Genomic DNA, 20,669 nt, shown 5'->3' with positions numbered 1-20,669 from the left:
GCCGATCCCGATACCGCCCCCGACGACCACGACGGTCCTCTCCCCGCTTGGCCGGACGGCCCCTGTCGGAACCTGGACGCGCGGGCTTTTCGATGGTGTCGCTCACAGAGGGCCTTCCGGAAATGGGAAACACGTACGTCCGTCCTCGCCGGTGTGACGGAGAGGACGGGAGAGTCCCGGACGTGCCCCGTGGTGCGGGCCGGAGGCCCTGCCGGACGGGGAGACGGCCGCAGGCTCTGGACGGTGGACGGGCCACACCGTCATGCCTGGACTTCCCACGCTGGGCGCCGGGAAACACCGCGCGGTGCTCCGCGCCCCCGAAGCCGGCGGACGGCGGAATAGCGGGAGGGGGCGCGGCCGTTCGGTTGTACGTTACAAACGAAGCGTCCGTGTCCGGGCGGCCGTCCGTCCCGGCGGCGCTCGCGGCGCGCGGACCGCGTCCCGCACCGTCCGGTAACACCCGCACCACCCGCACCACCCGCACTGCCCCGCCGTACCGCCCCGGACCGCCCGGTGCGGTACGGCCTGTCCCGAACAACCCCGTACAGAAACGGAGTCCGCATGACCCATGTCCGCAGCGCCGTCCCGTCCGCAGCCGGTGAACCGCACCCCGGGAGCCCCCGTACGGGCGGCGCGGTCACACCAGGCGAGGCAGGCGCCGGACCGGGGAAGGCGGTCGTGCCGGTCCTCGCCTTCGCGGGGATCTCGGTCGCGGTCATGCAGACGCTGCTCGTGCCGATCGTCGCGAGCCTGCCGCGGCTGCTGGGCACCACCACCGCCGACGCCGCCTGGGTCGTCACGGCGACGCTGCTCTCCGGCGCCGTCGCCACGCCGATCATGGGACGCCTCGGCGACCTGTACGGCAAGCGCCGGCTGATCCTCGCCAGCCTCGCCGCGATGGTGCTGGGCTCGCTGATGTGCGCGGTGACCTCGTCCCTCGTACCGATGATCGCCGGACGGGCCGTGCAGGGCTTCGCGATGGGCGCCATCCCGCTCGGCATCAGCATCATGCGGGACGAACTGCCGCCGGAGCGGCTCGGATCGGCGATGGCGTTCATGAGTTCGTCGCTCGGTGTGGGCGGCGCGCTGGGCATGCCGGCGGCGGCGTACGTCGCCCAGCACACCGACTGGCACGCCCTGTTCTTCGGCTCGGCCGGGATCGGCGTGCTCGCCATGGTGCTGGTGGTCGCGTTGGTGCCGGAGTCCGCGCAGCGCACCGGCGGACGCTTCGACGTCCCCGGAGCGCTGGGCCTGACCGCCGGGCTCGTCACGCTGCTGCTCGCGATATCCAAGGGCGGCGACTGGGGCTGGACGAGCGGCACCACGCTGGGTCTCTTCGCCGCCGCCCCGCTGATCCTCCTGCTGTGGGGGGTGATGGAACTGCGCGTACGGGAGCCGCTGGTGGACCTGCGCAGCACCGCCCGGCGTCAGGTGCTGCTGACCAACCTCGCCTCCATCACCGTCGGACTGGCCTTCTACGCGGCCACGTTGGTGCTGCCGCAGATCCTCCAGTTGCCCAGCGTCACCGGTTACGGGCTGGGGCAGTCGATGGTCGTCGCCGGGCTGTGCGTGGCGCCGATGGGTCTGGCGATGATGCTCGTCTCGTCGCTCTCGGCGCGGATCTCGGCGACGCGGGGCCCGAAGGTCTCGCTGATGGCGGGCCTGGTGGTCCTCGCGTTCGCGTATCTCGTGGGGACGGCGATGCTGGGCTCCGTATGGCAGATCGCGGTGATCGCCGTCCTCATCGGCGTGGGCATCGGGATCGCGTACTCGGCGATGCCGGCGCTGATCCTGGGGGCCGTGCCGCCGTCGGAGTCGGGAGCCGCGAACGGGCTGAACACGCTGATGCGTTCGATCGGCACCTCCAGCTCCAGCGCCGTCGTCGGCGTCGTACTGGCCCGCATGAGCATCCCGATGGGCGGCACCGCGGTGCCGAGCGAGAGCGGCTTCCGCGTCGCGTTCCTCATCGCGGCCGGGGCGGCGCTCGCCGGGCTGCTCATCGCCTCGTTCCTGCCGGGACGGGGGAGCGCGCGGGAGTCCGCGCGGGACACCGCCTGGGAGAGCGTCCGGGACGGCGACCTTCAGGCCCGGGAGGGCGCTCAGGCCCGGGAGGACGCCCGGGTCGGCGCGGTCCGCGGGGAGGGCCGCGCGTGAAAACCGTTCGCCACCGCGGGCGTTGCTGACCAGGATGGACGGCGTGTTCACGACGCTTCTGCCCTTCCTGGGCGCCTGTCTGCTGATCGCGATGTCGCCCGGTCCCAGCACCGTGCTGATCGTGCGCAGTTCGCTGCGCAGCCGCCGTGCCGGGTTCATGACGGTGCTCGGGAACGAGACGGGCGTCTTCGTATGGGGGCTCGTCGCCGCGTTCGGGCTGACGGCGCTGCTCGCCGCCTCCCACGTCGCGTACGAGGTGCTGCGCTTCGGGGGAGCGGCCGTACTGATCGTGTTCGGGGTGCAGGCGCTGCGCGCGGCACGGCGCGGGGACGGACTCGGCGGGGCGGACGCGTCGGATGGTACGGACGGGCCGGAAGGGACGGACGGTGCCGCCGGGTCCGACGGGCGGGGCGGTCCGTCCACCGGTGCGCCGCACGGACGTTGGCGCTTCTACCGCGCCGGGCTGCTGCTGAACCTCGCCAACCCGAAGGCCGCCGTCTTCGCGATGTCCTTCCTCCCGCAGTTCGTCCCGCAGGGCGCCCCGCAACTGCCGCTGATGGTGACGCTGGCGGCGCTCTGGGCGGTCTTCGAGGTGGGCTACTACGGGCTGTACGTGTGGTTCGTGGGACGTCTGCGCCGCGTGCTGTCCCGCGCACACGTACGGCGCCGCCTGGAGCAGGTCTCCGGCGGCGTCCTGGTCGCGCTCGGCGTGCGGCTGGCTCTGGAGGGCTGAGCGCGGGCGGGCGGTCTCCCGCCCGCCCCCCCTCCAACTCGTCGGCGGCGCCCCGTCGTTCGGCCGTCCGTCCCCCTCAGTACGCCCGCCCGCGGTTCCGCTGCCCCGTACGTCCGCGGGCCGTGGACGGGCGGTCCCCCGCACCACCCGTCCACGGCCGCGCCCCCGTGGGGACGGCCCCGGCCGGTCCCCACACCGGCCTCCCTCCCAGGGCCGTCCGCCCCCTGCGGTCAGATCAACCGAACTGACCCGGCTGATAGTCCCCGGCGGGCTGCCGGACGATGACGTTCATCCGGTTGAAGGCGTTGATCAGGGCGATCTGCGTCACCAGGGCGCCCAGTTGCTCCTCGCTGTAGTGCTTGGCGGCGTTCGCCCACACCTCGTCGCTGACCCCGCCCGCCCCGTCGGCGATGCGGGTGCCCTCCTCCGCCAGCTCCAGGGCGGCGCGTTCGGCGTCGTCGAAGACCGTGGCCTCGCGCCACGCCGCGACCAGATGGAGGCGCTGCTGCGTCTCCCCGGCGTGCACCGCGTCCTTGGTGTGCATGTCGGTGCAGAAGCCGCAGCCGTTGATCTGGCTCGCGCGCAGATTCACCAGCTCCCGTGTCGCGGCGGGCAGCGGCGACTTCGAAAGCGCCGCGCCCACCGCGACGAGGTGCTTCAGATACCCGGCCGCAGCCGGGTCGCCGAGAAGGTTCAGACGAGCTTCCATGTCCACTCCTTGCCGTTCGTCGGTGGCTATACCTCCCTGACGGGGCGGCACGGCGAGATGTGACAGACCCGGATGTGACGTACGTCTCCGCGCCCGCCCGCCTGCCCCATCCTCGGTTCCGCTTCCGCGTCACGCCGGGTCCGTGGCCTCCGGTTCCGGATCGGGATCCGGCACCATGCAGAAGCGGTGCTGTTCGATGGGATAGCCCGCCTTCGCGAAGGCCGCCGCCATCGGTGCGTTGCCCAGATCCGTGGAGGCGACGACGGACTCGGCGCCCTCGGCGGCCAGTTGGCGGGTGCACTCGGCGAGCAGGTCGTACGCGTAGCCGTGGCCGCGCTGCCGCGGCACCACCCCGATGAAGCCGACCGCGAGCCCGCTCGGGATGCGGGCGGGCGCCTGGAGGCCGACGAGCGCGCCGTCCGGGGCGAACGCCAGACGCCACCACGCGCGCCCTCCGAACGACGCCGTCCAGCGCAGATGGTCCAGATCCTCGCGGGCGGCGCGCTCGACGGCGGAGGCGTTCCCGCTCCCGTCCCCGTCTCCGTTCCCGCTCCCGTCCGGCTCCTCGTGCCGCGCCATGGCGAGCCGTGCGTGCGCGTCGAGGGTGCCGTGCTCGATCTGCCGCAGGACGTCCAGGACCGCTTCGTCGTCCGGTTCCGGGCGGAAGCGGAGCCGTCCGGGGTGAACGGGCAGTCCGCACGCGGGAGTCCAGCGGTAGCGGAAGCGCTCGACGAGCGGCGACCAGCCCGCCCGGGCCGCCGCCCCGATGCGCGCCTCCGCGCCGGCGCGTACGGCCGGGTCGTCGCGCCAGCCCGGCGGGAGCACCAGCTCGAATTCGACCTTCGGCGTCAGCTCGCGCAACAGCCGTACGGCGGCGGCCTCTTCGCCGGGGGCGAAGTCGAACCAGTCGACGAGCAGCGGGCGTCGGGCCCCGGGCTCCGCCCAGCAGGCGGCGCGTGCGACGACGCGTCCCGCGCGCTGGGCGACCCAGGTCCACTCGGGCCGGTACTCGCCGCCCTCGCGGAGCGTGCGGTACGGGCGGCCGAGCAGCGTACGCCCGAGGAGGTTCGCGTCGGGCAGGGAGTCGTGCAGAGAAGTGAAGACGTCGCGCGCCTCGGATTCGCCGAGCGTGCGGACGACGAGCTCACCGGTGTCACCGGTCATGGTGAAGTGGTCCTTCCGGAAGGCGTGTTCGCGCTCCCGGGCGGTGCCGGTGGCTACCGGGCCGACTAGCGGGACAGGGCCGCAGTCGGCGGGCACACGGGGAGGGAGCGCGCGGAGTCGGGGTCGTACACGGCTACCGCCTCCTCTCCTCGGCTGGTCATCGGTCGGTCATCGGTCGGTCGTCGGTCTGTCCGCGACCGGTCCTCGACTGGTACGCGGCCGGTTCCCGGCCGTCCGGCCGGGTGCTCGGCTGTGCGGTCTCCCGCGGCCGCCGGCCGGGGGAGTGCGTGCACCGTAGCGCGCGGCGCACGGGCTCGCCACGGAGTTTTCTCCGGCCCGCCCGCACCGTTCGGTATCCCTCGCACCACCCCTCACGGGCACGGCAGCGGCACCCATGTATTGGTTCCGCTACTGCGCAAGACCCGGCATGGACAGGCGGGTTCGGCGTGCCGAGAATGATGGGCATGACATCTCTGGAGTTCGGCGCCCCCCAGCCGCGGCTTTCCGACGCGGACAGGGAGCGCGCTTTGGAGGTGCTGCGCGAGGGAGCAGCCGACGGACGCATCTCGCAGAACACCTTCGAGCGGCGCATGGACGTGATCCTCCAGGCGCAGTGGCACGGCGAACTCCACTCGGTGCTGCACGATCTGCCCACGCGGCGCCCCCGCAACCGCTGGTTCGCCGAGGCCGTCGCCCGCGCGCTGTCCTTCCCGCGCCGGCTGAGCGACGCCTGGCAGTCCGAACGCATGCCGGAACTGCTGCTTCCGGGCCCCGGCGCGCACGCGTACTCCATCGGCAGGGCGCCCGGTTCGATGCTGCGCCTCAACCACTTCACCGTCTCCCGCACCCACGCACAGCTCCGCGCGACCGGCGACGGCTGGAAGCTGCGCGACCTCGGGTCCAGCAACGGGACGTGGGTCAACGGCAGCAGGGTCACCGGATCCGTACGGGTGCGGCCGGGCGACGTCGTGCGCTTCGGGCAGATCGGGTTCCGCCTCGCCGTGGCCCAGCCGCCCTCGCTGGAGCCGCCGGCCCGCCCCTGACGCGGCGCGGACGTCCGTACGCCGTCCCCGCGCGCCCGAAGCCCGCCGTCCGTACGCCGCACCGGAGTCCGTGCCCGTGCCGTAACCGGAACCCGGCCCGCGGTACGTGAGGACCCCGCGTCGACGGTGAATTACCCGTGCCCGTCCCCTCCGTGCGCTGGCGCGTGCCCCGCTCAGCGGGTAGTACGAGGGCCTGTCGAGCCCGGAGGGAGAGTGTGGGACCGAGGTGACCGCCTTCCGCCGGGCGACCGCGGGCGACGCCGAGGGGGCGCGACCGCGCGCTCGTGATGTCCGTGCGATGCTCTCCTCCTGCCGTTCCGGTACGGGCTGCCGCCGTGACGGTCCGGCCGCTGCCGCCGCACCGGGGCATCCGTGCCCAGGTGGCGCGAAACGGACGGAGCGGCGGACCGCGCGGAGGCGAACCGGCGCCGGGGCGGGGCATGTTGATGGGGGTTCAGGGTGCGGCCTCTCCGGGGCCGCAGTAGTCTTCCTTGATCGCTCAACAGGGTCAGGAAGGCGGTGCGCGGGTGGGTGCGGGAGGGCTTGAGCTCCCCCCAGGTGAGAGCGGCGACGAGGGCGACGCGGAGACCGCCGGTGTGCCGGGCGGCACGGTGTCGCTGGCACGTCCCATGGAGATCGGCGCGGACCTCGACTGGGACGCGGACGCATGGGCCGAAGTGCGCACCCGGGCCCGGCGCGCGGGGCGCGCCTACATCTGGCTGAATCTCGTCGAACAGCGCCTGCGTGCGGTCGTCTCCGCCGTGCTGCGGCCCATCTACGAACCCGTGCACGGCGACGAGTGGGTCATCGCCGCCGCCGGACCTGCCGGGCAGGAGTGGGTCCAACGGGCCGTCGCCGTACGGGAGGTGAGCCGCCGCAAGGGCTATCTCCTCGACCCCGCCGACGACAACGTTCTCTGCTTCCTCACGCTGCCGCAGCTCCGCGAGCTGATGGTGCAGCACTGGCCGTGCTTCGAGCCGTACTTCGAGGACCGCCGCGAGGTCGAACTCGCCCTGGACGAGCTGGAGGTGGCGCGCAGCGCCGTCGCCCGCAACCGCGCGCTGTCCGAGACGGTGCTCGCACAGGCCGAGCGGATGTGCGCCCGGCTGCTGGAGCTGCTGGGCGCCTCGCGGGACGACGCGCCCTCGGCGCACCGGCTGCCCGTGGACGCCGTGGAGGACCTCGTGGGCGACCGTTTCGCCGACGTGGTGGGCGTCCACTCCGACCGGGTGCGGCTCCAGCGGAGCCTGCCCGCCGAGGATCTCTTCGGCGGCGCACGTCGGCTGGACGCGATGGGCATAGGACTCAACCTGCTGGTGCAGAACTACTCGGGCCGCCGGCTGGTGCGGCTCGCGGCCTCCGGGTGCCGGCTGCGGCTGCTCTTCCTCAACCCGGCCAGCAGCGCCGTACGCCGCCGCGAGCGCGAACTGGGCATAAAGAAGGGCGAGTTGAGCCGCACGGTGGAGATGAACATCCTCCATATGCGCCGCGTGCGGGCGCGGCTGCGGGACACCGCCGCCTTCGAGATCCATGTGTTCGACGAGACGCCGCGCTTCTCCGCGTACATGGTCGACGGGGACGGTCCGGACGGTCTGGCCGTCGTGCAGTCGTATCTGCGGCGCGTACGCGGCATGGAGGCGCCGGTGCTGGTGCTGCGCGGCGGGCGCCGCGAACTGGTGCGGCAGCACGGCGGCGAGCACGGCAAGCCCCAGGACGAGGGCGTACAGGGGCTGTTCCAGGCATACCGCGAGGAGTTCGAGTCCGCGTGGCAGGACTCACGCCCGGTCTCATGAACCGCACTGTCCGCCACCGGCACCGGGCACGCCTCTTCTAAGCTGCCGCACATGACGACGTATGCGGCGCTACTGCGGGGGATCAACGTCGGCGGCCACAAGAAGGTCCCCATGGCCGAACTGAGGGGCGTCATGGCGGGATTGGGATGGACCGGCGTGCGCACCTATCTCCAGAGCGGCAACGCGGTCTTCACCACCGGCGACGAGGACCCGGGAGGGCGCCTGGAGCGCGCCGTGGCCGGGCACTTCGGCTTCGACGTCCGCTGTCTGGTCCGTACGGCGGGGGAGTTGCACGCGGTGGCCGCCGCCTGTCCCTATCCCGCGGCCGAACTCGACCCCGCGAAACTGGTCGTGCTCTTCCTCGAAGAGGAGCTGGCCGAGGGGCACTTCGACGCCCTCGACCCTTCGCGGTTCGCCCCCGACACCTTCCACCACGCGGGCAGCGCCGTCTACTGCTACTTCCCGGACGGCATGGGGCGCAGTAAGCTTCCCGCCGCCCTCGAAGCCGCCGTGACTCCCAAAGTCACGATGACGGGCCGTAATTGGCGTACGGTCCAGCGGCTGATCGAGCTCGCAAGCTGAGATCTCCCGGCCCTTTGGACCCTGGTCGCCCCTGCGCGGAATTGCTCCCATGTGAGTGCCGGCGGTCAGATATCTGACCGAACTGAGGCCGCGTCAGGGCGACTTGGGGGGAATCCGGGCGCTTTGCCGTGGCGCCCCGGAAGTTGTCTATGTCACAACCGCTCATACGGGTTGAGGTGAGCGGATCAATCAGACAGTGTTTCGAGTCACCCGGTTGCGGATCACCACTCGCCGCTGCGCCGGGTGCACAAGTGACATACAACCCCCCACACCTCACGAGGAGGACCCTCGTCATGGCAACCAACACGCCCAGAAGCCCGGAGAAGTCCGCCAGGCGTCGTCGCATCACCCTGGCGACCGGTGTCGCTGCGGCAGTGGTCGGGGCCGCCACCCTGCTGACCCTGCCCGCGGGCGCTGCGCCCGCCGAGGGCCACGTGTACGGCGCGCAGGCCAAGGGCGCGGTCGCTGGCAGCTACATCGTCATGCTGAAGGACACCAAGGGTGCCGCCTCCGTGAAGTCCGCGGGGCACGACCTGGCCGACCAGTACGGCGGCAAGGTCAAGAACACCTACGACTCCGCCATCAACGGCTTCTCGGCCAAGGGCCTGACCGCCAAGGAGGCCCGTCAGCTCGCGGGCGACTCTCAGGTCGACAAGGTCGTCCAGAACCACAAGTTCACCGTGAGCGAGACGCAGTCCAACCCGCCGTCGTGGGGCCTGGACCGTATCGACCAGGAGGACACCAAGGGCGACAAGAAGTACACCTACCCGGACACCGCGGGTGAGGGTGTGACGGCGTACGTCATCGACACCGGCGTCCGCATCACGCACGAGGACTTCGGCAAGCGCGCCTCCTACGGCTTCGACGCGGTGGACGGCGACGACGACGCGGACGACGGCCAGGGCCACGGCACGCACGTCGCGGGCACCATCGCCGGCACCGACCACGGTGTGGCGAAGAAGGCCAAGATCGTGGCCGTGCGTGTGCTGGACGACCAGGGCAGCGGCACGACCGAGCAGGTCGTCAAGGGCATCGACTGGGTTACCAAGAACGCCAAGGGCCCCTCCGTCGCCAACATGTCCCTCGGCGGTCCGCAGGACGAGGCGCTGGACGAGGCCGTGCAGAAGGCCATCGACGCCGGCATCACCTTCGCCGTCGCCGCGGGCAACGAGAGCCAGGACGCCGACAACAGCTCGCCGGCGCGCGTCAAGGACGCCCTGACCGTCGCCGCCAGCGACGACACCGACAAGCAGGCCGACTTCTCCAACTTCGGCAAGCTCGTCGACATCTACGCCCCGGGCGTGGACATCGTCTCCGCCACCAACACCAGCGACGACGCCACCGAGACCCTCTCGGGCACCTCGATGGCCTCGCCGCACGTGACGGGCGCGGCTGCTCTCTTCCTCGGCGCGAACAAGGACGCCAAGCCGGCGGACGTCGCCAAGGGTCTGAGCGAGCAGGCGACGAAGGACGCGATCTCGAACCCGAGCTCGGGCACGAAGAACGAGCTGCTGAACGTCGGCAAGTGACCTCCGGGTCCACTCGCTGAAGTACCAGCGGTAGACAGCACCGTCAGCACCGACCGCCCGCCGTATCCCTCAAGGGGTGCGGCGGGCGGCCGCGTTCACGGCGACCGTGAACGCGCAGGGGCGTCTCATCCGGTATCCGAGACGTTCTGTGAATTCATTGACGCCGCACCGTAATCGCTGCCATGCTCGATTCCGTGAACCGGTCTGCGATTCTTGTAGCGCGCCTGCACGTCGACCTGCGACGGCACGCCAGCGCGATCTGTGCCGCTGGTTCCTGAGCCCTGCGCTCGGCCGACTTCTCCGCACCGCTCTCGGTCCCGTATTCGACGGAACCGATCCGAGCTGCGGTTCTTCCTCCGACGGCCACACGGGTTCCATTCCCGTGAACGTCCCTTTCCGACGGCCGTCCGCTGACAGTCCTTTCACCCCCGGGTGAGCGAATTCCCCGCCGTGATACGGCAGATCGGCGTCGGTACCGTCCGACGCGATTCCGTGGACGGGGGAAACGGCGCGCGTCTCGCGGCAGTTCACGCGCGGGGCGCGGGAATTCCGGCTCGCCCACGAGAACTCCGCGAAGGAGCCCTCCGCATGACCTCCGCCACATCCGCAACCGCACGCCATCTGCGCGTCGTCGGCGACACCGTCCCCGGGGAGGGGCCGGAGCCCGGCGGGCAGACGCCCGTCGTGGGGTACGTCGTGCTTGTGCCCGAAGGCACCGATCCGACAGAGCTGTTCACCGCCGACGGCACGAGAGTCCGCTTCCGTCCGCTGCTGCCGGCGGACGGTCCCCTCGACGGCGGCGAGGACGGCCCCACGGGCGCTCCCGCGGCCGGTCCCGCTCCCGCGTCCGCCTCCGCGCCGGGGGCGCGGCAGGAGCCCGCAGGGGAGGCGTCCGTACAGCCGCCCGTACCGCACCACTCCGCGCCGCAGTCCTCCGTACCGCAGCAGCCGGCGGAGGCCGCGAACGGTCTGCTCGTCGACCCGGAACGGCACATCGCCCAGGCCGACGACGAGCAACTCGACCTGACCTACCTGGAGTTCGAGCTGCTCGCCCACTTCGTGCAGCACCCGCACCGGGTGCACACACGCGCCCATCTCGTCTCGGCGCTGTGGGGCTACAGCCACGTCGGGGACGGCCGCACCGTCGACGTCCACGTGGCGCGGCTGCGGCGCAAGCTCGGCCGCTTCCGGGAGACGATCGTCACCGTGCGGCGCGTGGGCTACAAGTTCGAGCCCAGCAGGGCCCGTTGACGAGCTGACGGGTGTCCGGCCGCCGGCTCACGGGCCGGTACGGTCCCCGTCCCGCACGGCGCGGGACGGGGACCGTGGGCCCTCGTGTGCGAGGGGCGGAGCCGCGATCCCGGCGTCCCCGCGCCGCGTCGTCCGTCAGGCGCTCAGCGCCAACGGCCCCCGCGCGGCGGCCTCGTCGTACCGCAGCGCCAGCAGCTCCGCCATCTCGGGCGCGTCCCCGAGCACCGGGGCGAGCACGTCCGCACGCGCCTCCAGCGCGCCGTCGCGGATGCGGTCGGGGAGCCGCCCGGGCGCGATCACGTACGGGGCGACGGCCACATGGGCGACGCCGTCGGCCCGCAGGCCCCGTACGGCGTCCTCGGTACGGGGAGAAGAGGCGGAGGCGAAGGCAGGACGCACGGCGCACCAGCCTGCGGTACGCCGCCACTCCCGCGCGGTCTGTGCGATCACTGCGATCGCCTCCGGGTCGGAGGAGCCGGCCGAGGCCAGCACGATCCCCGTGGGGCGGCGGCCGCCGGCCCGGCGTCCGGTGTATCCGGTGCGTCCGGTGCGTCCGGGTTCCGGGCCCAACCCGGCCTCGCGCAGCCGCCGTTCCAGCGCCCGGACGAGCAGCGGGTGCGGCCCCAGCACCTCCGCCTGGCGCACATGCAGCCGCGGCAGCCGGGACGTCGCCTCGTGCAGCACCGCCGGGATGTCGGACTTGGCGTGGAAGGCGCGGCTGAGCAGCAGCGGCAGCGCGACGACCTCGCGCACGCCCGCCGCGTGCAGCCGCTCCAGGAGGCGCGGCACGGACGGCGCGTCGAAGTCCAGATAGGCCGCCTCGACGTGCAGCCCGGGACGCAGCGCCCGTACGCTCGCGCAGAGCGCCGCGACGGTCGCGGCGTGCCGCGGGTCGCGGCTGCCGTGTGCGACGACCACGAGAGCCGGCCGTGTCGCATCGTGCATGGGAGGTCGTCCGTCCTGTCGCTCGTCCTGCTACTGCTACTGCTACTGCTACTGCTGCTGTCGCTGTCGCTGTCGCTGTCCCGTCCGGGTGCGCCGGGCCGGGCCGGGCCCGACTCCCGTTCCGCGCCCGCCCGTTCGCCCCGTACGCGCCTAGAAGTCCCAGCCGTCGTCGTCTGCCGCGTCCCGCTCCGCTTCGGCCTCGGCTGTCTCGCGTACGGCGTCGGCGAAGGCGTGCCCGGCCATGCCCGCGGTGAGGGTGGAGCCGTCGGCGGGGTCGATGAGGACGAAGGAGCCGGTGCGTCGTGAGTCGGCGTAGGCGTCGACGGGCAGCGGCTCCGACGTCCGCAGCACCACGCGCCCGATGTCGTTGGCCACGAGGCGGCCGGGCTCGGGGTGCTGGGAGAGGTCGTCCAGGGTGAGCCGGGAGGGGATCTCCTTGACGATGGCCTTCACCGTCCGGGTGGTGTGTTTCAGCAGCACCCGCGCTCCCGGTGTGAGCGGGGTGTCGTGGAGGTGGCAGACCGTCGCGGTCAGATCCTGGCTGGCGGTGACGGAGGCGTCGGAGGGGACGATCATGTCGCCGCGGGATATGTCGAGATCGTCCGCGAGCAGCACCGTGACGGACTGCGGCGCCCAGGCCACGTCCACGGACTGCCCCAGCACGTCCAGCCCGGTGACCGTGGACGTACGTCCCGAGGGCAGCACCGTCACGCGCTGCCCGAGGCGCAGCAGACCGGAGGCGATCTGCCCCGCGTAGCCGCGGTAGTCGGGGAGTTCGGGCGTCTGCGGGCGGATGACGTACTGGACGGGGAAGCGCGCCGGGTCGTCGCTCGGGTCGTCGGTGACCGCGACGGTCTCCAGATGCTCCAGGACGGTCGGGCCGCCGTACCAGTCCATGTGCGCGGACGCGGTCACGACGTTGTCGCCGACGAGCGCGGAGATCGGGATCGCCGTGATCTCCGGGACGCCGAGTGAGGCGGCGTAGCGGGTGAACTCCTCGGCGATGCCCGCGAAGACGCCCTCGTCGTAGTCGACGAGGTCCATCTTGTTGACGGCGAGGACGACGTGCGGGACGCGCAGCAGCGCCGCCACCGCCGCGTGCCGGCGGGTCTGTTCCACGACGCCGTTGCGCGCGTCGACGAGGACGACGGCCAGCTCCGCGGTCGAGGCGCCGGTGACCATGTTCCGCGTGTACTGCACATGGCCCGGGGTGTCGGCGAGGATGAACCGCCGCCGGGGCGTGGCGAAGTAGCGGTAGGCGACGTCGATGGTGATGCCCTGTTCGCGCTCGGCGCGCAGGCCGTCCGTGAGCAGCGCCAGGTCCGGGGTGTCCTGGCCGCGGTTGCGCGAGGCGGACTCCACGGCCTCCAACTGGTCGGCGAGCACCGACTTGGAGTCGTGCAGCAGCCGGCCCACCAGCGTGGACTTGCCGTCGTCGACGGAGCCGGCGGTCGCGAAGCGCAGCAGCGAGGTCGCGCCGAGCGCCGCGTCGGCGGCCTGCGCGACCCGTCCGCCGCGGTCCTCGGCCGAAGCGCCCCAGGATGCGGGTGAGTTCATGGTCAGAAGTACCCCTCGCGCTTGCGGTCCTCCATGGCGGCCTCGGAGAGCTTGTCGTCGGCGCGGGTCGCACCGCGCTCGGTGAGCCGCGAGGCCGCGATCTCCGCGATGACCTTCTCGATGCTGTCCGCGTCCGACTCCACGGCGCCGGTGCAGGACATGTCGCCGACGGTGCGGTAGCGCACCTTGCGCTGCTCGACCTGCTCGTCGCGTACGGGACCGCCCCAGTCGCCGGGCGCCAGCCACATGCCGGAGCGGGAGAAGACCGTCCGCTCGTGCGCGTAGTAGATCGCGGGCAGTTCGATCTTCTCCCGGGCGATGTACTGCCACACGTCCAGCTCGGTCCAGTTCGACAGCGGGAAGACCCGTACGTGCTCGCCCGGCGCGTGCCGCCCGTTGTAGAGCTGCCACAGCTCGGGGCGCTGCCGGCGCGGATCCCAGCCGCCGAACTCGTCCCGCAGCGAGAAGACCCGCTCCTTGGCGCGCGCCTTCTCCTCGTCGCGCCGCCCGCCGCCGAAGACGGCGTCGAAGCGCTGCGACTCGATGGCGTGCAGCAGCGGCACCGTCTGCAGCGGGTTGCGGGTGCCGTCGGGGCGCTCCTTCAACTGCCCGCTGTCGATGAACTCCTGCACGGAGGCCACATGCAGCCGCAGCCCGTGCTGCGCCACCACGCGGTCGCGGTACTCGATCACCTCGGGGAAGTTGTGCCCGGTGTCCACGTGCAGCAGCGCGAACGGTACGGGCGCGGGCGCGAAGGCCTTCAGCGCCAGATGCAGCATGACGATGGAGTCCTTGCCGCCGGAGAAGAGGATCACCGGGCGCTCGAACTCCCCCGCCACCTCGCGGAAGATGTGCACACCCTCCGACTCCAGCGCGTCCAGGTGCGAGAGCGCGTACGGATTGTCCCGCTCCTCCGGTGCCGTGACAGCGGTCATCACAGCAGTCCCCTCTCACTCAGCAGCGCGCTCAGCGCCGCAGCGGATTCCTCCACGCCCTGCCGGTGCGCCTCGATCCGCAGATCCGGCTCCTCGGGGGGCTCGTACGGGTCGTCCACGCCCGTCAGTCCGGAGATCTCCCCGGCGGCCTGACGTGCGTACAGTCCCTTCACATCGCGCCGCGAGCACACCTCGACGGGCGTGGCCACATGCACCTCCACATAGCCGGTGCCCGCCTGCTGGTGGCGCTTGCGCACCGCCTCCCGGCTGTCCGCGTACGGCGCGATCACCGGTACGAGGACGAGCACGCCGTGTGAGGCGAGCAGTTCGGCGACGAAGCCGATGCGCTGCACGTTCAGATCGCGGTCGGTACGGGAGAAGCCGAGCCCGGCGGAGAGGAACGTACGGATCTCGTCGCCGTCGAGCACCTCCACCCGGCGGCCCGCGGCCTCCAGCCGTCCGGCCAGTTCCGTCGCGATGGTGGTCTTGCCCGCGCTGGGCAGACCGGTCAGCCACACGGTGGCTCCCGTCCCGAGGGCCTGCTGCGGCGTCCCGGCCGTTGCTGTGCTCATCTCCCGCTCCCTGCCGCGGAGTTCACCGGCGTAAACGCTCACAGGTGTATTCCGCACTCGCTCTTGCCCGTGCCGGACCAGCGTCCCGCGCGGGCGTCCTCGCCCTCCAGAACGCGCCGGGTGCACGGGGCGCATCCCACCGAGGCGTAGCCGTCAGACAGCAGAGGATTGGTCAGCACTCCGTGCTCCGCGACATAGGCGTCCACATCGGCCTGATTCCAGCGGGCGATCGGCGAGATCTTGACCTTCTGCCGGCGCTCGTCCCAGCCGACGACGGGGGTGCCCGCGCGCGTGGGCGACTCGTCGCGGCGCAGTCCCGTCGCCCACGCGTCGTAGTGCCGCAGCCCCTCCTCCAGCGGCGCCACCTTCCGCAGGGCGCAGCACAGATCGGGGTCGCGGTCGTGCAGCCGCGGTCCGTACTCGGCGTCCTGCTCGGCGACGGTCTGCCGGGGCGTCAGCGTGACCACCTGGACGTCCATGACGGCGTCGACGGCGTCGCGCGTGCCGATCGTCTCCGGGAAGTGGTAGCCGGTGTCGAGGAAGACGACCTGGACGCCCGGCGCCACACGTGAGGCGAGATGGGCGACCACCGCGTCCTCCATGGAGGAGGTGACGCAGAAGCGGTCGCCGAACGTGCCGGCGGCCCAGCGCAGGATCTCCAGCGCCGGTGCGTCCTCCAGCTCACGGCCCGCGTCCTCCGCGAGCCGCCGCAGATCTGCCGCGGAGCGCTGCTGGGCGGCGGTGGTCATGAACTCAGGCTTCCTTCCCGGGTGTTCGCGCTTCCGCTCGCGCCGCCGTCGCCGCCGTCGCCGTCGTCGTCGGTACGGTCGGCGGCGGGCGGTACGGGCTCGCCACTGCCCCCGCGGTTCTCGAAGCCGCGCGAGAGCAGACCGAGGAACTTCAGCCGGAACGCCCTGTTGCACGCGGCGCACTCCCAGGCCCCGTGCCCCTCCTCGGAGGGCCACAGATCCTCGTCACCGCAGTACGGGCAGTGGAACGGCGCGGCACGCTCACTCATGGTGTCTCCCGCTCAGCCTCGGCGCGCTCTGACGCGTCGGCTTCCCTCGTCACTGCTCGCTCCTTCGTCGCTGCGCGGCTCCTCGGTCCAGCCGACGCCGCGCGCCTCGGCTCGCTCACTTGAGAGCCCCTTCGTCCGCACGCGCCGCCCACTGCGCGAAGCGCTCGCCGTCCTCGCGCTGTTCCTGGAAGGTACGCAGCACCCGCTCGATGTAGTCGGGCAGTTCGGCCGCGGTGACCTTCAGCCCGCGCACCTTGCGGCCGAAGCCCGGCTCCATGCCGAGCGAGCCGCCCAGGTGCACCTGGTAGCCCTCGACCTGCTCGCCGTCGGCGTCCGTGACGAGCTGGCCCTTGAGCCCGATGTCGGCGACCTGGATGCGGGCGCAGGAGTTGGGGCAGCCGTTGACGTTGATGGTGACCGGCTCGTCGAACTCCGGGAGGCGGCGCTCCAGTTCGTCGATGAGCGACGAGCCGCGCGCCTTGGTCTCGACGATCGCCAGCTTGCAGAACTCGATGCCGGTGCAGGCCATCGTGCCCCGCCGGAAGACCGAGGGACGCGCGGTCAGATCGAGCGACTCCAGCGCCTCCGTCAGCGACTCGACCCGCCCCGGCGCCACGTCGAGGACGATCATCTTCTGCTCGGTGGTGGTACGGACGCGGCCCGAGCCGTGTGCCTCCGCGACGTCCGCGATCTTGGCGAGCGTGCCGCCGTCGACCCGGCCCACGCGCGGCGCGAAGCCCACGTAGTAGTTGCCGTCGCGCTGTTCGTGGACGCCGACGTGGTCGCGCCACTGCTCCACGGGTGCCTCCGGTGCGGGACCGTCGGCCATCTTGCGCAGCAGGTACTCGTCCTCCAGGACCTGGCGGAACGTCTCGGCGCCCCAGTCGGCGACCAGGAACTTGATGCGGGCGCGCGTGCGCAGCCGCCGGTAGCCGTAGTCGCGGAAGACCGAGACGACGCCCTCGTGGACGTCCGCGACCTCCTCCAGCGGGACCCAGGCGCCCAGTCGCACGCCCAGCTTGGGGTTGGTCGACAGGCCGCCGCCGACCCACACGTCGAACCCCGGGCCCAGTTCGGGGTGTTCGACGCCGACGAACGCGACGTCGTTGATCTCGTGCGCGACGTCCAGCAGCGGCGAACCGGAGACCGCGGTCTTGAACTTCCGCGGCAGGTTCGAGTACGCGGGGTTGCCGATGACGCGGCGGTGGATCTCCTCGATCGCGGGCGTCCCGTCGATGATCTCGTCGGCGGCGATGCCCGCGACGGGCGAGCCGAGGATCACACGCGGGGTGTCGCCGCACGCCTCGGTGGTCGAGAGCCCGACGCCCTCCAGTCGGCGCCAGATCTCCGGCATGTCCTCGATGCGGATCCAGTGGAACTGGACGTTCTGCCGGTCGGTGATGTCGGCGGTGCCGCGGGCGAACTCCTGGGAGATCTCGCCGATGGTGCGCAGTTGGAGCGTCGAGAGCTGCCCGCCGTCGATGCGCACGCGCAGCATGAAGTACTCGTCGTCCAGCTCCTCGGGCTCCAGCACGGCGGTCTTGCCGCCGCTGATCCCGGGCCGGCGCTGGGTGTACAGGCCCCACCAGCGCATGCGTCCGCGCAGGTCCGCGCCGTCGATCGACTCGAAGCCGCGGTGCGCGTAGATCGTCTCAATGCGTGTCCGCACGTTGAGACCGTCGTCGTCCTTCTTCGTCTGCTCGTTGCCGTTGAGCGGCGTGAGGTGACCTTTGGCCCACTGCCCCTCGCCGCGGTGGCGTCCGGCCTTGCGGCGGCTCGGTGCGGAAGCGGGACGCTGGGAGGTGTCGGCCATGGCGGGTGTCCTTCTGTCCTTCGGTCTCGATGTCCTTCGTGCGGCGTCCGGACGGGGCGCCGGGCCGCGGGGCGGCAGGGCAGCCGGGCACGGCCGGTCGTCGGAGACGGTGCGGGACGGAGTGCGGTTCGGGCAGGTCGGAGCGGATCCGAGCAGGTCAGAACTGGTCAGGGTGGATCAGGCGGGTCAGGGAGAAGCGGGGGCGCGGGGCGCCGTGGGCGGCCTTATGCCGCCCGGCGGCGGGGTCCTCCCGGACACGGCTGCGCGCGCACGCGGCGGCGAGGTCCGATGTTCCGGTGGGTGGCAGCGCTCGCCCGCGACGGTGGGGGCGGCCCGCGATCGGTGGTGCTGGGACTGTCAGCCCGCGCGACAGATGGCGCTGGACATGCGGCCGAAGTCGACGTGGCGTCGACTCACCAAGGCGATTCCAGCACGAGACATGACGGAAGCGTCCCACGGTGCCGAACGGACAGTCCACCAATATCCAAAATGCGGACAGTCTTATCCCGGATCGTGGGACGACGTGGGGTCGTTCACATCGGCGGTGCACCGGCACCCGAGGCGCCGGGCGGCCGGGGCGCCGGAACGGCACCGGGCGCCGCTTCCAGCGCGACTTCCTTCGCGTAGATACGGAAGCCCCTGCGCTGGTAGTTGCGCAGTGCGTACGGGCCGTCCTTGCTGCATGTGTGCACCCACACCCGCGACGTCGGCGGCCGTCCGCTCCACCGCGACGCCATCTCCCACGCGCGCTCGACGCCGCACGAGAGCAGCCGCCGCCCGATGCCCAGCCCGCGGAAGCCGGGGAGGAGGCCGAAGTAGCTGATCTCCACGGTGGCTCCGGGCTCGGTGGCGCGGCCCGAGGTGTCCTCCGTGGCGCCGTCCAGCTCGATGAAGCCCGCGGGGGTGCCCCGTTCGTAGGCGACCCAGGTCTCGACGCCCGGCCGGTCCAGCCAGGCCGTCCACTCCTCGCGCGTCCAGGGCAGCCGGTCGATCCACTCGACGTCGGCGCCGACCTCGCTGTACAGGAAGCGGCTGAAGGCGGCGCTGGGCACCTCGGCGCGGACGATCCGCAGCCCGCCCGGAGCCTCCCTGGCGGCGAACTCCGCCTGCCCGCCGAAGGATTCGGATCCCCGCAGGTCCTCCGGAGCCGTCTGCTCCAGGAACCAGGTCGTGACCGAGCGGGCGGCGCTCACGCCCGACTCCCGGTCCCCGCCCGGCTCGTGGTCCCCGCGTACGTCCTGCTCCCGGCTCACTCCGTGCTCCCCGTACTCGCTCCCCGTCCGCTTCCGGTCCCGGTCCCGTCCCCCGAGGCGGTTCCGGTCCCGGGTGCGGACCGTGTCCCGGCCCTGGTGACGCGCAGACCCCGCAGACGGTTGAGCGCCGCCGCCGTCTCGAACCGCCGCGGCACCGCGAAGTCCTCGTCGCGTACGGCCAGCAGCGCCTCCGCGCCGCCGGCGGCCAGCTCCGCGTCCAGCAGATCCAGCGCCTCCGCGAGCGTACGGTCGCCGTCCACATGACCGCTGCGCACCATCAGCTCCAGCGCCAGACCGATCCCCGCGACCTGACGGGCGTCCGCGATCTGCTCGACGGAACGCAGATCGACCTCGTGCTCCCCGAACGTCAGCGCGTCCTCGCCGCGCGAGCGCACCCGCCGGCGTCCGCCCGACTCCGGTTCCAGCGACGCCGGTTGGGGACGGCGGTGCACCACGGCCGGGAACGACTCGGCCTCCGCGTGCCGCCCCGTCGGTACGGCCGCCACCTCGCGGGCGCGTTCCGTGACGTCCGAGGTCCGGTAGGCGTCCATCATCAGCACCCGGTCGGCGACCTCCAGATAGTCCCCGGAGCCGCCCATCACCAGCACCGTCGAGACGCCGTGGTCGCGGTGGAGCGAGCGCACCGAGTCGACGAGCGGCGTCAGCGGCTCGCGCTCCTTCGCGACGAGGGACTGCATGCGCGCGTCCCGGATCATCAGATTCGTCGCGGCGGTGTCCTCGTCGATGAGCAGTACGCGGGCCCCGGCCTCCACCGCCTCGCACAGGGACGCCGCCTGCGAGGTGGAACCGGAGGCGTTGCCGGTGGAGAAGTCGGTGGTGTCGGAGCCGTCGGGCAGATGACCGACGAACGCGTGCACGTCGACCCGTTCCACGCGGCGGCCGTCCTCGGCCCGCAGCTTCACCGTCTCGGGACGTGAGACGACCCGTTCACGTCCGTCGCCCGGTACGTGGTCCCAGATGCCCGTCTCCAGCGCGCGCAGCAGCGTCGACTTGCCGTGGAAGCCGCCGCCCACGATCAGGCTGACGCCCTCGCGCAGCCCCATCCCCGTGACGGGGCCCGCGTTGGGCAGCTCCACAGTGACCCGCAGCCCCTCCGGCGAGGAGAACGGCACGACGCCCTCGCCCGACGCCGGACGGTCGTCCACGCCGCTGCCGCGCGGCAGCACCGCACCGTCCGCGACGAACGCGACCAGCCCCAGGCCCGGAAGCGCGGAGCGCAGCGCGTCGGAGTCCTCGACCGTCTCGACGAACCGTGCGACGGCGGCGGCGTCCAACGCGGCGTAGCGCAGCGCCCGTTCGGCGATCCGCGGCACCTCGCGGCACAGCAGGCCCCGCGCCGCGCGTGCGTCGATGCGGCGGCCCTTGCCGGGCAGCGCCACACCGAAGCGCAGCGTGACGCCGCCGTCGTCGGCCGAGATCTGGCACGAGCCGCGGTCCAGCACCTCCTGGCCGCCCGCGTCGATCCTCAACGCCCGTTCGCCGCCCACGACGTCGGCCGCCCTGCGGGCGACGAAGCTGCTCAGGGCGCGCCGCCGCACCGGGGTGCTCCACAACTCGGCCGGGAATCCGGCCTGTTCGGCGGGCACCCGCAGCGTCA

General features: G+C 72.3%; 19 protein-coding genes. 8 read left to right on the top strand and 11 right to left on the bottom strand.

The genetic code is table 11. The features are described 5' to 3' along the window. The first annotated feature begins 561 nt into the window (after window positions 1-561). Both AN218_RS09165 and AN218_RS09160 read left to right on the top strand, forming a co-directional pair. Complete coding sequence (locus AN218_RS09165; RefSeq protein WP_070016271.1) at window positions 562-2,154, top strand: MFS transporter; 1,593 nt, start codon at window positions 562-564, stop codon at window positions 2,152-2,154. 43 nt (window positions 2,155-2,197) lie between these two features. Further along, window positions 2,198-2,887 (top strand): LysE family translocator, encoded by a 690-nt coding sequence (locus AN218_RS09160; protein ID WP_070016274.1) that lies wholly within the window; start codon window positions 2,198-2,200, stop codon window positions 2,885-2,887. A 235-nt stretch (window positions 2,888-3,122) separates the two neighbouring features. Here AN218_RS09160 and AN218_RS09155 read toward each other — a convergent pair whose 3' ends face one another. Continuing rightward, window positions 3,123-3,596 (bottom strand): carboxymuconolactone decarboxylase family protein, encoded by a 474-nt coding sequence (locus tag AN218_RS09155; RefSeq protein WP_070016270.1) that lies wholly within the window; start codon window positions 3,594-3,596, stop codon window positions 3,123-3,125. Between the two features lie 129 nt (window positions 3,597-3,725). Next, complete coding sequence (locus AN218_RS09150; RefSeq protein ID WP_070016269.1) at window positions 3,726-4,760, bottom strand: GNAT family N-acetyltransferase; 1,035 nt, start codon at window positions 4,758-4,760, stop codon at window positions 3,726-3,728. 464 nt (window positions 4,761-5,224) lie between these two features. Here AN218_RS09150 and AN218_RS09145 point away from each other — a divergent pair, with 464 nt between their 5' ends. The 6 genes from AN218_RS09145 to AN218_RS38020 all read left to right on the top strand — a co-directional run bounded on the left by AN218_RS09145 (window position 5,225) and on the right by AN218_RS38020 (window position 10,958). Then, window positions 5,225-5,803 carry a DUF1707 and FHA domain-containing protein gene (locus AN218_RS09145; protein ID WP_070016273.1) on the top strand — a complete coding sequence of 193 codons (579 nt, stop codon included), beginning with the start codon at window positions 5,225-5,227 and terminating at the stop codon, window positions 5,801-5,803. Window positions 5,804-6,330: 527 nt separating this feature from the next. Further along, window positions 6,331-7,596, top strand: a complete 1,266-nt coding sequence (locus AN218_RS09140) for an SAV2148 family HEPN domain-containing protein (protein ID WP_070016268.1) — start codon at window positions 6,331-6,333, stop codon at window positions 7,594-7,596. 51 nt (window positions 7,597-7,647) lie between these two features. After that, window positions 7,648-8,178: a DUF1697 domain-containing protein gene (locus tag AN218_RS09135; protein WP_079131965.1), complete on the top strand. Its 531-nt coding sequence runs from the start codon at window positions 7,648-7,650 to the stop codon at window positions 8,176-8,178. Between the two features lie 293 nt (window positions 8,179-8,471). Next, window positions 8,472-9,707, top strand: coding sequence for a S8 family peptidase (locus AN218_RS09130; RefSeq protein ID WP_070016267.1), 1,236 nt, complete (start codon window positions 8,472-8,474; stop codon window positions 9,705-9,707). Window positions 9,708-9,889: 182 nt separating this feature from the next. Beyond that, a complete protein-coding gene (locus tag AN218_RS38890; RefSeq protein ID WP_338059604.1) occupies window positions 9,890-9,985 on the top strand; it encodes a putative leader peptide in 96 nt (31 codons plus the stop codon). Between the two features lie 310 nt (window positions 9,986-10,295). Then, entirely contained in the window at window positions 10,296-10,958 is a 663-nt protein-coding gene (locus tag AN218_RS38020) for a winged helix-turn-helix domain-containing protein (RefSeq protein ID WP_244900368.1), read from the top strand. Window positions 10,959-11,093: 135 nt separating this feature from the next. Here the strand turns inward: AN218_RS38020 and AN218_RS09120 are convergent, their stop codons facing one another. From AN218_RS09120 to AN218_RS09080, 9 genes are all read right to left on the bottom strand, one after another. Next, window positions 11,094-11,903 (bottom strand): sirohydrochlorin chelatase, encoded by an 810-nt coding sequence (locus tag AN218_RS09120; RefSeq protein ID WP_070016266.1) that lies wholly within the window; start codon window positions 11,901-11,903, stop codon window positions 11,094-11,096. A gap of 150 nt (window positions 11,904-12,053) precedes the next feature. Next, on the bottom strand, window positions 12,054-13,460 hold the full coding sequence (locus tag AN218_RS09115; protein WP_070016265.1) for a sulfate adenylyltransferase subunit 1: 1,407 nt from the start codon (window positions 13,458-13,460) through the stop codon (window positions 12,054-12,056). Window positions 13,461-13,462: 2 nt separating this feature from the next. Continuing rightward, window positions 13,463-14,395 (bottom strand): sulfate adenylyltransferase subunit CysD, encoded by a 933-nt coding sequence (gene cysD / locus AN218_RS09110; protein ID WP_070016264.1) that lies wholly within the window; start codon window positions 14,393-14,395, stop codon window positions 13,463-13,465. Continuing rightward, window positions 14,395-14,967 carry an adenylyl-sulfate kinase gene (gene cysC, locus AN218_RS09105; protein ID WP_070016263.1) on the bottom strand — a complete coding sequence of 191 codons (573 nt, stop codon included), beginning with the start codon at window positions 14,965-14,967 and terminating at the stop codon, window positions 14,395-14,397. The genes cysD and cysC overlap by 1 nt, the downstream gene beginning before the upstream one ends. Before the next feature lie 38 nt (window positions 14,968-15,005). Continuing rightward, the gene (locus AN218_RS09100) at window positions 15,006-15,716 is read right to left on the bottom strand and encodes a phosphoadenylyl-sulfate reductase (RefSeq protein ID WP_070016262.1); all 711 of its coding nucleotides are present in this window, start codon (window positions 15,714-15,716) and stop codon (window positions 15,006-15,008) included. Then, a complete protein-coding gene (locus tag AN218_RS36545; RefSeq protein WP_070016261.1) occupies window positions 15,713-15,985 on the bottom strand; it encodes a hypothetical protein in 273 nt (90 codons plus the stop codon). Before AN218_RS36545 ends, AN218_RS09100 begins: the two co-directional genes overlap by 4 nt. Window positions 15,986-16,100: 115 nt before the next feature. Further along, entirely contained in the window at window positions 16,101-17,798 is a 1,698-nt protein-coding gene (locus tag AN218_RS09090; RefSeq protein ID WP_070016260.1) for a nitrite/sulfite reductase, read from the bottom strand. A gap of 533 nt (window positions 17,799-18,331) precedes the next feature. Then, entirely contained in the window at window positions 18,332-18,991 is a 660-nt protein-coding gene (locus AN218_RS09085; RefSeq protein ID WP_079131966.1) for a GNAT family N-acetyltransferase, read from the bottom strand. A gap of 56 nt (window positions 18,992-19,047) precedes the next feature. After that, window positions 19,048-20,669, bottom strand: a 1,622-nt coding sequence (locus tag AN218_RS09080; RefSeq protein WP_244900367.1) for an ABC-ATPase domain-containing protein, incomplete at its 5' end; no start/stop codon positions are given.

Source organism: Streptomyces nanshensis (genome assembly GCF_001751255.1).
GTDB classification, from domain to species: domain Bacteria; phylum Actinomycetota; class Actinomycetes; order Streptomycetales; family Streptomycetaceae; genus Streptomyces; species Streptomyces nanshensis_A.
This window is presented reverse-complemented; position numbering and strand designations above follow the sequence as displayed.

Coding starts and splice junctions, on each gene's coding strand:
- AN218_RS09165 (WP_070016271.1), top strand. CDS start 562: ATGACCCATGTCCGCAGCGCCGTCCCGTCCGCAGCCGGTGAACCGCAC.
- AN218_RS09155 (WP_070016270.1), bottom strand. CDS start 3,596: ATGGAAGCTCGTCTGAACCTTCTCGGCGACCCGGCTGCGGCCGGGTAT.
- AN218_RS09150 (WP_070016269.1), bottom strand. CDS start 4,760: ATGACCGGTGACACCGGTGAGCTCGTCGTCCGCACGCTCGGCGAATCC.
- AN218_RS09145 (WP_070016273.1), top strand. CDS start 5,225: ATGACATCTCTGGAGTTCGGCGCCCCCCAGCCGCGGCTTTCCGACGCG.
- AN218_RS09135 (WP_079131965.1), top strand. CDS start 7,648: ATGACGACGTATGCGGCGCTACTGCGGGGGATCAACGTCGGCGGCCAC.
- AN218_RS09130 (WP_070016267.1), top strand. CDS start 8,472: ATGGCAACCAACACGCCCAGAAGCCCGGAGAAGTCCGCCAGGCGTCGT.
- AN218_RS38890 (WP_338059604.1), top strand. CDS start 9,890: ATGCTCGATTCCGTGAACCGGTCTGCGATTCTTGTAGCGCGCCTGCAC.
- AN218_RS38020 (WP_244900368.1), top strand. CDS start 10,296: ATGACCTCCGCCACATCCGCAACCGCACGCCATCTGCGCGTCGTCGGC.
- AN218_RS09120 (WP_070016266.1), bottom strand. CDS start 11,903: ATGCACGATGCGACACGGCCGGCTCTCGTGGTCGTCGCACACGGCAGC.
- AN218_RS09115 (WP_070016265.1), bottom strand. CDS start 13,460: ATGAACTCACCCGCATCCTGGGGCGCTTCGGCCGAGGACCGCGGCGGA.
- cysD (WP_070016264.1), bottom strand. CDS start 14,395: ATGACCGCTGTCACGGCACCGGAGGAGCGGGACAATCCGTACGCGCTC.
- cysC (WP_070016263.1), bottom strand. CDS start 14,967: ATGAGCACAGCAACGGCCGGGACGCCGCAGCAGGCCCTCGGGACGGGA.
- AN218_RS09100 (WP_070016262.1), bottom strand. CDS start 15,716: ATGACCACCGCCGCCCAGCAGCGCTCCGCGGCAGATCTGCGGCGGCTC.
- AN218_RS36545 (WP_070016261.1), bottom strand. CDS start 15,985: ATGAGTGAGCGTGCCGCGCCGTTCCACTGCCCGTACTGCGGTGACGAG.
- AN218_RS09090 (WP_070016260.1), bottom strand. CDS start 17,798: ATGGCCGACACCTCCCAGCGTCCCGCTTCCGCACCGAGCCGCCGCAAG.